Here is a 12,535-nt window from a genome sequence, read left to right as displayed (position 1 = left end):
TATCAGGAGACGCCAGCAGGAACGTGTGAGGCCCGGTGAAAGTGTTGCGGCGGTCGGGGCCACACATTACTTGTACGTCCACGGGTAACGGGGGACGTCATGACTGAACTATTCGCCGAAATACTCAGGCTCTGGGAAGTCCTGAAAACGATCCTCGCCATCCTGAGCCTGATCGGCGTGTCGATCGTCGCCCTCATCGGGGCGGCCTACGCATTCTTCAGGTACCTCGGGGCGAAGTGGATCGACCAGAAGTTCGCGAAACAGCTCGAGGCCTACAAGTCAGAGCAGACCCGAGAGCTGGAACGGCTGCGTCACCGCATCAACGGCGTCTTCGACAGGACAAAGCGTCTTCACGACCGCGAGTTCGAACTTCTTCCGGACATCTGGGCGAAGCTAGTCGATGCCCGAGACTGGGCTGGCGGCTACATGGCGGTATTCCAGCAATACGCCGACATCGGCCGTATGAACGAGGCGGACCTCGACGAATTCCTCTCGGGCACACGATTCTCGGAAGGACAGAAGCGTGGTATCAGGGACGCGACCGACAAACAGAACACCTACATCGGTATACTGGAGCGATACCGTTACGCCGACGCCATGGATAAATTACGTGAAGCGAACGCCTCGCTGTCGAAGCACGGCATCTTCGTCCTGCCCGCGATCCGCCAGGATATGAAGACGTTGATAGACCTGATTCACTCGGCGGTACTCGAACATCAGATCAACCAGGAACATGACGTCCGCCCGCGCATGCGCGAAAGCGCGGACAAGCTGAAGGCCGAGGGCGAGCCGCTCTTCAAGAAGATCGAAGAAGCCGTCATCGAACGCCTATGGGATTCGACGACGACAACGGTCTGATATCAGCGGTCGTGTTCCTCAGGGGTCTGGGGCGCGACAGCGACGGTCTGCTGAATGACCGCGACGTCGAGGTTCAGTTCCTTCATCTTGTTCAACTCGGCCGCACGCTGCTCGAGGACCTCTTCCCAGTCCTTGCCCTGTTCGGCGCATTCGTCCTGAAGCGTCGAGATCGTGGCGGCGATTCGAAGCTGCGCGGCCTGCGCCTCACGGACGGGGTCGAGCCAGCCGGCACCGTCGAAGATATAGTTGCACCGTGTCCAGGCGCGGCGGTTCTCGTAGAAACCCGGCGCTTCGACGAAGCCTCTGCCAACGGCCTCCTCGATAATCATGCCGACGACGGGAGCGAGGAAGTGGGATTTCATCCATTCCCGTGCCGTGCCGACCGTTCTCTGCGCGGTATTGAACGCCATCTTCAGGGAGGTGTAGGAGCCGCCCGTGAAGTCTCGGAGAACAAAGTCTTTCGGCAGCTCGAAGCCGCCTGCGGAGATGTGACGTGCGACGCTGTCCATGAATGCCGGGAAAGCGGTGTTCGGTCTTGCCGGGTTGTGGGAGGCGAACTTGTCGCCCGGGAACAGGGGCATGATAGCGCCCATCTGCATTTTCAGCTGGTAGTCGGCGCGGTTCTGCATGAGGGCCGCCGCATCGCCGCCGAACATCTCCAGCAGCGACGGCATGTCCATGGAGGACTCGGTGAAGGCGGCGACGATCGCGTTGGCGAGAGCGGCCTGTAGCTCGGCCGACTCGTATTCGCTAGCGACCTTGAACTTGGGCATGACGGCCGCCAGAAGGCTCAGGCCGCGATGCTGCTCGGCTCTTTCGCGCTCGAATTCGAGCATGAAGCGCGGACGTCCGAATTCGTCGTAGGCAGGGATTTCCTCCCACTCGTACTGCTTCGGGTCGTATCCGAATACACCATCGGACTCGTGCGACTTACGCACCTGATACGCCACCGCTCCGCCGTACTCGTCAATGCGGACGCCGGAACGCAGGTCGACGGTATCGGGCTGGTCCTTGTCGTTGCAGATGCGGTCGGGATCGATGATCTGGTAACAGGTGCCGAACTTCGTACCTGGACGGTCCGGCAGATAATGTGGAAGGAGCGCGAACTCGCCTTGTATCAACTTCGTTCTGAAGATCAGCCGCATCATGTCGAGCAGAGGGCCGTGACCGCTGGCGTCGATAAAACGCGAGTCGAGATGCTCGTGGACGAGGTTCTTCACCACGGACGCCCACTCGTCGGCCTGCTTCTTCGTAATCCCGAGCGCGCGGTAGTCGGGCATCGGCTGAACGGTGACGCCCGTGCCGATGGCCATGTCGAGCCACACGCCGATACCGGACTTCGCCAACGGCTCGTTGCGAACCATGTCGCGAGCGCGTGCATCGATAGTGTCCTTCTCGGGAAGCAGGTCGCTGTCCGCTGATCCACGAGGCGGACGGAACGCCTTCATCGCGACGTGTTCCTGCGACGCCGCGCGATAGGCACTGTCCTGCGCCGACGTCGACATACGACGCATCGGAGAGCCGTCGGCGGCGAGGATCAGGTTCGAGACGTCAGGACTGGAGATGGAGACGGCCATGGTCGCGGTCTCCGGTTACGCGATGTAGATCGGGCCGCGAACGCCGACGCCCGTGAAGCGAGCGAGCTGTGCCTTCATGTCGGCGATGTGGCGTTCGAGGGCGGGAAGCGACGCCTGGCTCCACTGCTGGGTGTTCGTGCCCTCGGCGCTGTATGACAGGACCACGAGCTGTTTGCCCATCGCGATCTGGTGCTTCGCCATCTCGGCTTCCGCGATCCTCATCTGGAGGGTCAGGATTTCCGTCGTCGCCATCTCAATCTCCTGCTGTCGCCATAGTTCTCATGGCTTTCGGAAGAGGCACCAGACGCTGCGGTTCTGGGGCTGCTCCTGTGATCGTCACAGTAGGACCCGTCGTCCGCGCTTGAGGCACGGCGATAGTGACGGGCTTGGAGACGGTGGTCTTCGGCGAGATGACGCCGACCTTCGAAACAGGCGGCTTAGTGATGGGTGCGCCACGGTCGGAGGCGGCCTTGGCCTCCTTGATGGCGGTGGCGGCATCCACCAACTCGCGTTCGAAGCGGGCAAAGTGCGCGTCCGTCATTCGGCTCCATCCAAGGAGCTCAGCGCCGCCTCTGGCATAGTTGTGGCCGTCGAGAACCTCGGCGCGGCGACCTTCCACGCGATCCCACCTGATCTTGGTGATGCCGCCGTTGGAGTCACGCTCGATGACTTTGCGCTCCGAGACCAACTGTTTGCAGATTTCCGTGGTGAAGGAGCCACCCTGCACAGGCATATGTACCCATCCGTCTGGGGATACTTCCGATATCTCGGGGCGCGGGATGGACAATGAGCCCATCAACTCGCTCTTGAAAAGCGAGACGTCCACCATGACCACGGGGATCGAGCCGACCTTCGTGGTCTTTCCCGACGAGCCTTGAACCGGTACACCCTGGTTTACGACCTTGACGCCGTTAAAGGCCTGATCGGCACCATCCACGCCATCGCAGCACATAACGATCAACTGGTTTTGCTGCCGCACCCACGGCTTCACGACCTCGGGAATATACCCGGTATCGACTAGAACCTTGCGGAAGCCGAGTTCGACGCCGTCAACGTTCGTGTAGGTGCGATGTATTTCAGTAGCGGCGAGGTCCCATATTTCCTTCGTGTACATCGAAGACGTCGGGCCGTAGATGCGGATGTGATCGATGAGCCAGCGCTTGCGGTTGCGACCCCATCCCCAGACCCCGAGCTCAATATGATCCTGACCGATATCCATTCCGCCTGTGAGAAAAAGGACCTCGCGGGGTATCGGAGCGCCCTCGGGCAACATCTGATACGGCTGCGCGCCGACGTCGCCCCGCGTCCAGACGACATCCCAGTCGACACGTTCGGAAACCTCGACAGACGGGAGCGCCAGATCGACGTTGCGGAATTCCGCGATCCTCGACGGGTTCCCTTGAACACCTTCCCACTTGATGGCCATCTCGTCCCAGCTGTACCAGCCAATCGGCGAATACAGGGACGGCAGACGATAGGAACGGACGCCAGGCTCGACGTTCTCCAGGTCCTTGCGCGTCGGTATCCAACGCCCCTTGGCGAGCATGCCGGTCTTTTCGCGCTCGTAAATCTTGCCCTTGCAGTGAGGGCATTCGTAATGGACCGTCTCCTTTGCCTTCCCCCATGTCCATTTGAGGTTTTCGAATTCGAAGACGATGTCATTGCCGCAGCCGTCGAGGGGACACGGCATGAAGTACAGGCGCATGTCGCCCTTGAGCCAGCCTTCGTTCCAGATCACCGACGTCGACTCGTGTGTCGGCGTAGAGGTGAAGTAGATTTTCCGCTTGCTCTTGAAGGTGCGGGTACGGGCAATGGCTAGGTTGAACGGAGGGCCTTCGCCCTCGACGTCCACGGGCATGCGGTCGACCTCGTCGAGATAGAGGTCCTTGACGGGCATGGACATCAGGTCGCTGGCGCTTTGCGCCGATGCGAAGAACATCATGCCGCCGAGATACTCGAGCGATAGAAGGTTGCGGTCAGTAATCTTCTCGCGGAGGGATGCTGTCGAATTCAGGAGGGGTGCGATACGCTGCTTGCTGATCTTCTTCGCCGTGTCCGCCTTCGGCAGCACGAACATGAAGGGACCCGGATTGTTGTCGATCGTGTAGCCGATCCAGTTCAGGCCGGACTCGGTCTTGCCCAACTGCGCGCCTGCTATAAGCGACTGCTTCCAAACCTCCGATCCTGCGGACAGGTTGTCCATCAACTCGCGGAGATAAGGGGTACGGTCGGTGCGCCACTGGCCTGGCTCAGATGCACCGACGCCCGCAAGGATGCGGTTCTTGTCGGCCCATTCGGAGACCTTCAACCTCGCGGCAGGTTTGTATCCCGCAACGAAGGCAGACCTCGATACGAACGCCGGGTCGGGCAATCCAGGCAGCTCGTCGTCGAAGAGACGAGCCAAGGCTTCCGAAGTCGTGAGTTCATCGGCGTCTTCCGCCTCCCGGTTACGCCACTTCGTCATAGGCGGCCTGGATGCGGGCGGTTAGATGGGAGTGGACGGCAGCCTCGAGTACGACGCGAACCTTGACCTGATCGAGGCCGAGCTGAGCCGCGATATCGCCGCAGACGGTCGACGGCCAGACTTCCCAGGCGTTGCGTTCGGCGGCCCAACGGTTGGCAAAGTCGGCTTCGACTTCCGATCGATCGACGAGCCGGCCAACCTTCGTTTCGTAATTGAGGCGCTGTGTCAGCGCGAGAAAGTTCTCCTTCATCCTTGACGCGTCGGCGTACGAGAGGAGTTCGAAGTCGGGTGAATTCATGACCTCGGCGGCAACGTCGCCGATCTGTCGGGCTTGCTCGGTGCGTTCGACGGCGACCGCGAACGGATCGGGTCCGTCATCGAAGCTGTTACCCGTTTCCGATGGGGTAACGGACGGGGTAACGTCGCCGAAATTTCCGAGGCCGCGATCTCGGAGGAGCGCGATCGAGGCGTCGACATCGACCGTTACATCATCGAGAAAAACCAGAAAGCCTTTTGATTTCCATGTCGTTACGGTCTTTCGTGACACGCCCGCGATGATGGAGAACTGTGCCTGAGAGACGCCCGAAGATTTCTGGATTGTTTCCGACATTTCTGCTCCCCGTCGGCCAGGTCCTCAGGTTGTTACCTGGTTTTCAGGGCTCCCAGTGAGGGAACCCCGACGAACGCGAAACCTGTTGAAGTTCATGGCCTTAGGAGAACCTACCCCCAGGGGGGTGTGTGAGGCGTGGTGGTTCTTAGAGCTTCCAAGAACTCACTCAAAGTAGGTTCAAGCTCAAGAAGGCGCGCTTCTTCATCCGCCCGCTCGGCATCAATCTCCTCGATGTCATAGCCCATGCGACGGCATGCCTCGGCGCGCGAGACAATGCCCTTTTTGACAGCATCGTCGAGAGCGATAACCTGCTGAACAGGATCGAGTGTGTTCTCGTTGACAGGGGTCAAGAGCGACTGAAAAAGGGCAGTTGAGTAAGACATCACGAAACGATCCGCAGCGTCTGTCAGGAACGACTGCACCTTGTGTGAGCTGTCGAGCTCAATCTCGGGTGCGGTTTCAATTGCCATGGTTAGCAGCCCTCTCAGCTTCCTTACGATCTCTGCTGAACTGCTTTCGCCATCCATCCATCGTCTCGTCGCCGACGACACTGCCGATGAACTCAAAGAACGATTGGCGCTCCTTATCCGCTATGTTCTTCCGAAGTCTTTCTACGGCCCTGATTGCTGATCGCTTATAACCCAACGCACCACGGGCGCGCATGCACCATGCCTCATCGAACGCCGTGTCATGGACCTGCCTACTGCGCAACTTGACGTAATGGTCGAGATCGACGTCAATATGTTCCGCGTATTCCATGAGGATCGAGAGAGCGATATCGCATTCCTCGATAGTCGTGATTTCATCCACGAACCAGCAGTCCGTGATCTCGTGTCTGCGTAGAACTCTCTCCGTATTCGACATTGCAATCTCCCTTGTCGCTCAGGAGATTCTATGTCGGCCGTTAGCCTGATATCGCGCCGCCGGCAATTTTTACGACTGACCGAACACGAGCGAGAACGCCTTCTCGGCGGCGTCAGGGAGCAGCTCGTCTACGAGGTCTTCAATTTCCTCACGGAAATCAAGGCGCTGCTCATAGTCGGTGTCCAGCACCAGGGCGAGCGCGCGCAGGCCGCCGTTGCCATTGTCCGTAAACAGGCCGCGGATGCCCTTGGGCGTTGTCAGCCAGAAGCCATCGGCGGCCGCCACAGCACGGGTGTATCCACGCGGCAGATTGCCATGGGTGTCCAAAGGCGCGTCGAGAGTGGGCACCACGGCGCGGTCTCTGTGACCACCGTCATAGGCGTACTGGAGATAGCCGGCCTGTTGGTCCTTGACGCCTACAATGATCTCGGGCGTCGCGGCCGTGGTGCCTACGACATACAAGGAGTTCTCGGTGAACACCGTCGGACTGTCGAGATTGTCGCGGAGATACTGACGATGGCCGTCACGCAGACCGTCAGACATACCCCTGAGGGTCAGGGTAGCAGCGCGCCTGATATCGGCCTCGAGGGTCCCGAGGTCCAGTGTGTTAGGTTGTACTGTGATGCCTGCCATGGGGTTGCTCCTCCAATACGAGGATCGCGGAGCAGCGTGGGTGAAGCTTGGCGTTTCACGGGCAAGACCCCGGGGCGGCCCCGGGGTCTTGAAATGCTCCGCTATCAGTACTGATAGAAGGCCGTCAGGAAAGCGTTGTCATCGTTCTGCACAGGCTCCTTGGAACCTAGCATAGCTTTGAAGTCGTCGGCATGCGTCCTGATCAATTCCAGCAGAACAGATGCGTCGAACGGTCCGAGCGGCTCTCCGTCGTCCCCGTCAACATCCCACATCGGCAGAGTTTCTTCCCAGACGGCGTCATCGTATCTGCCGTGCACGTCTCCATCGCCTTCGTCTTCGAGGATCAGCAGCTGAGGACGGACAGCAATAACGTCGCCGATCTCGGGATCGCCGCTCAGGAATTCGACGACCTGATCGAAAATGTCATCGGGGTCGCCCTGGAATGTCGCAACGAAACGTTCGCCGTCGTCCTCAACATCATCGTCGTCGGTATCCTCATCAACCGCTTTCACGGGCCGCCGCTTGGCACGATGTTCGTCGAGGCTTAGGACTTTGCGATTTTCATCAGGATTATCAGACATGTGCTTCTCCATTTCCGCGCCATGTCTACGTCGTCTAAAGTAAAGACAGCGTTCGATACTTTGGAAAAAATCCGGTTAAGACCGTGGTGTGCTGGGAGGTGGAATGAGGTCCTCGGGAAAAGCGGCATGCAGTTCGACGTTCTCATTTATCGACGTCGTCGGCCATTCGTTATCGTCACGCGGGACAAGGTCAAAACCGGGAAGCGCCGCGCTGCCGTCGATGGCTACGAGCGTGGAAAACAAGAATCCGCTCAGGCGCTCGTGAACGGGATCGGCGTCAGGGTTGCCGCGGAGAAGCTGCTCGGGCGGGAGATCGCGCCAGTATGCGAGCATGGCGGCAAGGTGGGTGAACAGGCGCTGTCGGGCTTCGTGGTGGGAAATTGCGGGCATGAAAAAGGTCTCCATTCCGTCGGCACGCTACCGGGAGATGGAGACCTTGTCCGGGGGTTAACGGATGGTTTTGCTGACAGCTTCGCGGAACGCTTTGGCAGCCTGGACAACAGCTTCGACGTCGTCGAAGTCCAACATATCGTCCTCCAGAGCCTTGGCGGCGTCGAGTTCGGCGACGATAGTCTGGGCGCGCACGAGGCGCAGGATCGGGTCCATCTCCTCGGGCGTCGAGCGCAGCCTTCCACCCTTCGCGATCCGCGACGCGGTGTCGAGGCCGTCGTCTCCGATCGTCGCCTCCTTGGCCTTCCAGCCGTCATCCCATCCTGCCGACCGTCCACGGCTCTCGGCGTCCTCGGTGACGTCCTTGAGCATGTCCACGACAGCCGAGAGGACGGTCGGGTTGGCATAGCCTGCTGCCGTGGCGGCCTTGAGATCGTCCTCGTCGACCGAGTCGTAGTTGGCCGTCGCCAGTGCCAGAAGGCCCGCGATCGCCGAGATGCGGGTGTCGATATCCGGCAGGGACGGCGTGAGTTCGGCGGCCGCGACGGTGGCGACGTCGGGAGCGTCAGGCTTGACGACAGCCTTTGCGTATGCGGCGAGGTCGGCTGCTTCAGGGCGACGGTACTGGGGCTGGCAGAAGGCCGGGGAGCCAATTGTCCATCCCGTCTCAACGTCACCAAGACCGAGTTCAGGATACATGATGAGTTTCGGCTTAGGAAAACCCTTGCCGCGCTCGGTGAAGAGGTGCAGCTTGTCTTCAGCCGCTTCGCTCGCGTCTTGATTGAAAGGCGTGTTGACGACGCGGAAGGGCTTTTTATACAGCGTGTTCCATACCCATCCAGGCACCTCGTAACCTTTGGGGATGTAGACGATGTGCTCTGAGGTGTTGTCATCACATCGGCGCTTGTAGACGGTGACTACCGTCTGTGCATCTGGCGTTCTGGCTGGCTCGATTTCTATCCTGCAACGACTGGACTCTAGGCGATCGATTAAGATCGAAGTCGCGACTGTCGTCAAAAACGGAATAGATGACGTCTTTCCGTTTGAGGCCACAGGGTTCCGTGTCACGTAGCCGTTTGTCGCTCTCTGAAGGGTGACTCGCTCGGCATCGTAGGCAACTTTGAGCAGCAGGTTATCAGGCTTTTTGTTCAACTCAGACATCACAATCTCCCTTTTTGGTGTCTGAGTTGATTGTTGTCCTGGATTTCGCACGACGGGCGTCCGCCGGCACGATTCCTGAAATGGAAGACCCCGCGACGATGGCGGGGTCCTGATTACCAGAAGCAGTTGGGGAGACCCGACGGGGCCGTGGCGTCTTCCGTATCCAGTTCCCATTGCGCTATCGCCTCGGGCCACCAGGGGGCCATGTAGTGATCGCACTCGGGATCGTCACAGGGCGGCCAGGCGTCGTCGCCTGGTTCGGGGAATGTGGGTTTAGTCGCCGTCATACACGTCGTCTCCGAAAGCATTCACCCAATGCTTCACCGTGTTCCTGGTCTCGGCAATAGCCGACGAGCGTTCACGACGGACATGTCCCTCAAGCCGGGCCTTCACACGGGCGATCTCCAGATCGATGACGTTGTCCTTGACGGGGCGCTTCCACTCGGGGCGGCTGGCCTCGTAGGCCGCAAGGCCGCGCACGTGCTGCATCATGATGTCCTGCTGCGCATCGCTGTAGAGCGCCATGTGCGCCTCGATCGCGCGCATGGTAAGGACCATCACGTCCATTTCTTCGGTCGGTCTGTCCTGCATGTCATTTCTCCCTCTGACGCACTGACTACGGAAATGGTGTGGCCGCCGGCGGCGGGCTACAAATCATCTGATGGTTTTTGTCGACGGATCGGCTTCCCGCCGATGGCAACCATCCTCATCGCGAGATGCCTGTTTCTCGGCGGCTCTCTTCTGGGGATCAAAGGTGTTCATCGACATATCCTACATACGAGGGCCAAGGGGCGCGGCAGTCTGCTCCTCGATACGGCTCTCTGTCGCCCAGCTCGCCACCCAGTTCATGGACGGCATCGCCTCGACCACGCGCGCGACGACGTCCGGATCGGGGTGCGAGTTGCGAGGACCTTGTAGCTGCCGAATGACACCGCGCGAGACGTCGTCGACGTATTCGTCGCAGACCTCGATCGTCGCCACGGGTTCGCCATCCGAAGCCCTGACGGAGTAGTATCGGCATCCGTACTCTTCATGGAGACGGACGTCGTAGCCGCCTTTGCCGATGCAGTGCTGCATGCGCGCGCCTTCGACGTCCAGCGCGGCGGGCGTCAGCATCCGCACCAACGTCAGGCCGCCGCCGAGGTCCATTTCGACATGCTCGTCGTCAGGACCGAGCCTGATATTCGCGAGCATGGTGTCGCGACGGAGCGCCCATTTGTTCGCCTCGTACGCCAGCGCGGTAATCCCGGCGCACTTCATGAGCTTCTTGGGTCGCCCGAGTTCGTCGAGGTTCTCGATCCAAGGCAATGGCTGGGCGCAAGACGAAATGAGCCAGTCGATAATCTCGATCAAATCGTACTCGTGAACACGGGTCCACGCTTCGATACGGGCTTTCCATGTCTGCAGGACGATGTGCCGAGGACGCTCAGGCGGGACAGCGCCCTTGTATTTCTGGCGATCAAGGGCGCGCACCTGAGTGATGAAGGCGCGACCAATGCTGAGGTCGAGGAATTCTTCCATCCTGTCATGCACGATGTACATGTCCTGGAGGCAGAGTTCCTCGCGCAGCATGCGCATCGCCATCCTCTCGTCGTCCGTCAGTTTCATGGCCGTCTCCCCAGGTTGCCTTCGACATAGTCGTCTGAGGGGATGATGTCCGGGCCCCATGCATAGAAAAAGGCGGCTGGGGGGCCGCCTCTTGCGTGAAAGGTTAATGTTGGGCTCAGGCTGCCAAGGACGCATCGCCTCTAGGCTCTTCGGCGATCGCGAGATATTTCTCGGTCTGCTTCCACGAGCGAGGTCCTGTGCCGAACATTAACGTCTGAGCCGCGAGCATGCCTGCTTTGACATGCAGCTCCTTGGCTGCCCTGCTGATGCCTGCGGCAACGACCGCAGCATCTTTTTCATATCTGGCATGGGTATCAGCCTGCCATTGTTGCATGTCTTTAAGCATATAGGGACGTGCTAGATGGCCGAAGAACGCATCTACAAAGCAGAGATCGAACAAGTCTTCGGTCGTAGCTTGGCTGAAGTCCCGATCTGACTTCTTGGCGAAGAGCGTGTCCAGATCGGCCTGACGACGATGCACGTGGCCCAATATAACGGCGGAATCTTGGATGCTCGCCAATGTCTGAAGTAGTGTTGTCATTTCCATCTCCTCTGAGGCTTGTTGCTGAATGCCTCCTAACAACAATGGTTGCTCCATCGGCGGAATGAAGCAAGCTATTTGTATATATAAATATATATAATCGAGTTACATTTTTGGGATGTACTGATGTACTGTTGGTCGGCGTGACGCTGCCATGATTTCGTCGAATATTATTCGGTCGGAGAACGTACGTCTCGGTCCGTTCCTGAGCGCTAGAGTGAGCGCGCGATGTGTATCAGCCCAATAGGCGCTGACGTCGATCCAAGCCTGATCATACGTCAATGGACAGTTCCGTTTTGCCCGGAACGCGTTCCACGATGACTCCCGATGGTCGCAACGGGGCCAGCGGAGAGCCGGCGGCGACGGCGCGCAAACCGATATCGGAATGCCGCGATGACGGCAAACACGGATCAGTTCCTCGGCTACACGGTCGAGATCGACGCCACGGGCGTTATACGAGATCACGTCAGCCAAGTGCTTGACGCGATAATCGCCAGCGTCTTGCATTATGACCGCGATCCACTTCTCAGCGACAGCAGCTTCGTCAGGCTGCACCTGAGCGTGCAGCGTCGGCCACTTCGGAGCCTTGAACATCCTCGGAAGGTCTTCGAAAGGGACGTCCCTGGGAAATGCGTCGGGGCCGATAGCGGTTGAGATGTCCAAGTCGACGTTGGCGCGGATGGTGCCAAGGGTCGCCTCGATCTTGTAACGAACGACGGGGTCGTGTCCTGTTTCGATCTCCTGCGCTTCCGAAGACCAGCGGCTTAACGTGATGCCTTCGGCGGCCAGGCGCTCAGCGATGATGCCGAAACCGCGCTGTATCTCGCCGTTGCTATATCTCCGGACGGTGACGATATCGCAGTCCTGCGTCGGCCTGTCGGCCTGACCGAACTTGTATCCGCCTTTGATCATGATACGAGACGGACCCATTCCCGCATGCCAGTGCGCCAGGAAGCGCTCGCCGACGTATCGGGGAGCGGCGAGCTGGGTGTCCAGATCGTTGTTGGCGCACGCCTGCTTGAACGAATGGCCGAGTGCGATCTGGGCGGGGGAAAACTGCTTTCTCATCGGTGTCTCCTCAGACTGTGAGGAGATCGTGTTTCTGGGCCTTGCAAGGCACTAAGCAAAAACGCCGTTATTTCAAAATTTTCGATTCTGATTTGGGGAGTAATGGGGGGAAACGAGACTAACGCCTCAGAAAACAAGCGCAGGGAAGGCCGCCAGATGGGGTCCAGAGCTTTGGATGAT

General features: G+C 59.3%; 15 protein-coding genes. 1 reads left to right on the top strand and 14 read right to left on the bottom strand.

Annotated elements, in window-relative coordinates:
* Nucleotides 1-99: 99 nt before the first annotated feature.
* A complete protein-coding gene (locus tag GGQ66_RS04615) occupies nucleotides 100-858 on the top strand; it encodes a hypothetical protein (protein WP_183789906.1) in 759 nt (252 codons plus the stop codon).
* A gap of 2 nt (nucleotides 859-860) precedes the next feature.
* On the opposite strand, the gene GGQ66_RS04610 is transcribed toward GGQ66_RS04615, so the two are convergent.
* The 14 genes from GGQ66_RS04610 to GGQ66_RS04545 all read right to left on the bottom strand — a co-directional run bounded on the left by GGQ66_RS04610 (nucleotide 861) and on the right by GGQ66_RS04545 (nucleotide 12,355).
* A complete protein-coding gene (locus GGQ66_RS04610; RefSeq protein WP_183789904.1) occupies nucleotides 861-2,435 on the bottom strand; it encodes a phage portal protein in 1,575 nt (524 codons plus the stop codon).
* A 15-nt stretch (nucleotides 2,436-2,450) separates the two neighbouring features.
* A complete protein-coding gene (locus GGQ66_RS04605) occupies nucleotides 2,451-2,687 on the bottom strand; it encodes a gpW family head-tail joining protein (protein ID WP_183789902.1) in 237 nt (78 codons plus the stop codon).
* Between the two features lies 1 nt (nucleotide 2,688).
* Nucleotides 2,689-4,899, bottom strand: coding sequence for a terminase gpA endonuclease subunit (locus GGQ66_RS04600; RefSeq protein ID WP_183789900.1), 2,211 nt, complete (start codon nucleotides 4,897-4,899; stop codon nucleotides 2,689-2,691).
* A complete protein-coding gene (locus tag GGQ66_RS04595) occupies nucleotides 4,883-5,509 on the bottom strand; it encodes a hypothetical protein (RefSeq protein ID WP_183789898.1) in 627 nt (208 codons plus the stop codon). The genes GGQ66_RS04600 and GGQ66_RS04595 overlap by 17 nt, the downstream gene beginning before the upstream one ends.
* A gap of 110 nt (nucleotides 5,510-5,619) precedes the next feature.
* Nucleotides 5,620-5,979: a hypothetical protein gene (locus GGQ66_RS04590; protein ID WP_183789896.1), complete on the bottom strand. Its 360-nt coding sequence runs from the start codon at nucleotides 5,977-5,979 to the stop codon at nucleotides 5,620-5,622.
* The gene (locus GGQ66_RS04585; RefSeq protein WP_183789894.1) at nucleotides 5,969-6,319 is read right to left on the bottom strand and encodes a hypothetical protein; all 351 of its coding nucleotides are present in this window, start codon (nucleotides 6,317-6,319) and stop codon (nucleotides 5,969-5,971) included. The genes GGQ66_RS04590 and GGQ66_RS04585 overlap by 11 nt, the downstream gene beginning before the upstream one ends.
* A gap of 123 nt (nucleotides 6,320-6,442) precedes the next feature.
* Nucleotides 6,443-7,006 carry a hypothetical protein gene (locus GGQ66_RS04580; protein WP_183789892.1) on the bottom strand — a complete coding sequence of 188 codons (564 nt, stop codon included), beginning with the start codon at nucleotides 7,004-7,006 and terminating at the stop codon, nucleotides 6,443-6,445.
* Nucleotides 7,007-7,110: 104 nt separating this feature from the next.
* Nucleotides 7,111-7,587 (bottom strand): hypothetical protein, encoded by a 477-nt coding sequence (locus tag GGQ66_RS04575; RefSeq protein WP_183789890.1) that lies wholly within the window; start codon nucleotides 7,585-7,587, stop codon nucleotides 7,111-7,113.
* Nucleotides 7,588-7,662: 75 nt separating this feature from the next.
* Nucleotides 7,663-7,977 carry a hypothetical protein gene (locus GGQ66_RS04570; RefSeq protein ID WP_183789888.1) on the bottom strand — a complete coding sequence of 105 codons (315 nt, stop codon included), beginning with the start codon at nucleotides 7,975-7,977 and terminating at the stop codon, nucleotides 7,663-7,665.
* Between the two features lie 57 nt (nucleotides 7,978-8,034).
* Entirely contained in the window at nucleotides 8,035-9,138 is a 1,104-nt protein-coding gene (locus tag GGQ66_RS04565) for a hypothetical protein (RefSeq protein ID WP_183789886.1), read from the bottom strand.
* Between the two features lie 273 nt (nucleotides 9,139-9,411).
* A complete protein-coding gene (locus GGQ66_RS04560) occupies nucleotides 9,412-9,729 on the bottom strand; it encodes a hypothetical protein (protein WP_183789884.1) in 318 nt (105 codons plus the stop codon).
* A gap of 180 nt (nucleotides 9,730-9,909) precedes the next feature.
* Nucleotides 9,910-10,746, bottom strand: a complete 837-nt coding sequence (locus GGQ66_RS04555; protein ID WP_183789882.1) for a PcfJ domain-containing protein — start codon at nucleotides 10,744-10,746, stop codon at nucleotides 9,910-9,912.
* Between the two features lie 115 nt (nucleotides 10,747-10,861).
* A complete protein-coding gene (locus GGQ66_RS04550) occupies nucleotides 10,862-11,287 on the bottom strand; it encodes a hypothetical protein (RefSeq protein ID WP_183789880.1) in 426 nt (141 codons plus the stop codon).
* A 105-nt stretch (nucleotides 11,288-11,392) separates the two neighbouring features.
* Nucleotides 11,393-12,355 carry a nucleotidyl transferase AbiEii/AbiGii toxin family protein gene (locus tag GGQ66_RS04545; RefSeq protein ID WP_183789878.1) on the bottom strand — a complete coding sequence of 321 codons (963 nt, stop codon included), beginning with the start codon at nucleotides 12,353-12,355 and terminating at the stop codon, nucleotides 11,393-11,395.
* Nucleotides 12,356-12,535: the final 180 nt, after the last annotated feature.

Source organism: Allorhizobium borbori, assembly GCF_014196535.1.
GTDB classification, from domain to species: Bacteria; Pseudomonadota; Alphaproteobacteria; order Rhizobiales; family Rhizobiaceae; genus Ectorhizobium; species Ectorhizobium borbori.
This window is presented reverse-complemented; position numbering and strand designations above follow the sequence as displayed.

Excerpts from the sequence above, each read along its gene's own strand:
- GGQ66_RS04565 (WP_183789886.1), bottom strand. The coding sequence starts at position 9,138 with ATGTCTGAGTTGAACAAAAAGCCTGATAACCTGCTGCTCAAAGTTGCC.
- GGQ66_RS04555 (WP_183789882.1), bottom strand. The coding sequence starts at position 10,746 with ATGAAACTGACGGACGACGAGAGGATGGCGATGCGCATGCTGCGCGAG.
- GGQ66_RS04595 (WP_183789898.1), bottom strand. The coding sequence starts at position 5,509 with ATGTCGGAAACAATCCAGAAATCTTCGGGCGTCTCTCAGGCACAGTTC.
- GGQ66_RS04610 (WP_183789904.1), bottom strand. The coding sequence starts at position 2,435 with ATGGCCGTCTCCATCTCCAGTCCTGACGTCTCGAACCTGATCCTCGCC.
- GGQ66_RS04550 (WP_183789880.1), bottom strand. The coding sequence starts at position 11,287 with ATGACAACACTACTTCAGACATTGGCGAGCATCCAAGATTCCGCCGTT.
- GGQ66_RS04560 (WP_183789884.1), bottom strand. The coding sequence starts at position 9,729 with ATGCAGGACAGACCGACCGAAGAAATGGACGTGATGGTCCTTACCATG.
- GGQ66_RS04545 (WP_183789878.1), bottom strand. The coding sequence starts at position 12,355 with ATGAGAAAGCAGTTTTCCCCCGCCCAGATCGCACTCGGCCATTCGTTC.
- GGQ66_RS04590 (WP_183789896.1), bottom strand. The coding sequence starts at position 5,979 with ATGGCAATTGAAACCGCACCCGAGATTGAGCTCGACAGCTCACACAAG.
- GGQ66_RS04575 (WP_183789890.1), bottom strand. The coding sequence starts at position 7,587 with ATGTCTGATAATCCTGATGAAAATCGCAAAGTCCTAAGCCTCGACGAA.
- GGQ66_RS04605 (WP_183789902.1), bottom strand. The coding sequence starts at position 2,687 with ATGGCGACGACGGAAATCCTGACCCTCCAGATGAGGATCGCGGAAGCC.
- GGQ66_RS04615 (WP_183789906.1), top strand. The coding sequence starts at position 100 with ATGACTGAACTATTCGCCGAAATACTCAGGCTCTGGGAAGTCCTGAAA.
- GGQ66_RS04600 (WP_183789900.1), bottom strand. The coding sequence starts at position 4,899 with ATGACGAAGTGGCGTAACCGGGAGGCGGAAGACGCCGATGAACTCACG.
- GGQ66_RS04580 (WP_183789892.1), bottom strand. The coding sequence starts at position 7,006 with ATGGCAGGCATCACAGTACAACCTAACACACTGGACCTCGGGACCCTC.
- GGQ66_RS04570 (WP_183789888.1), bottom strand. The coding sequence starts at position 7,977 with ATGCCCGCAATTTCCCACCACGAAGCCCGACAGCGCCTGTTCACCCAC.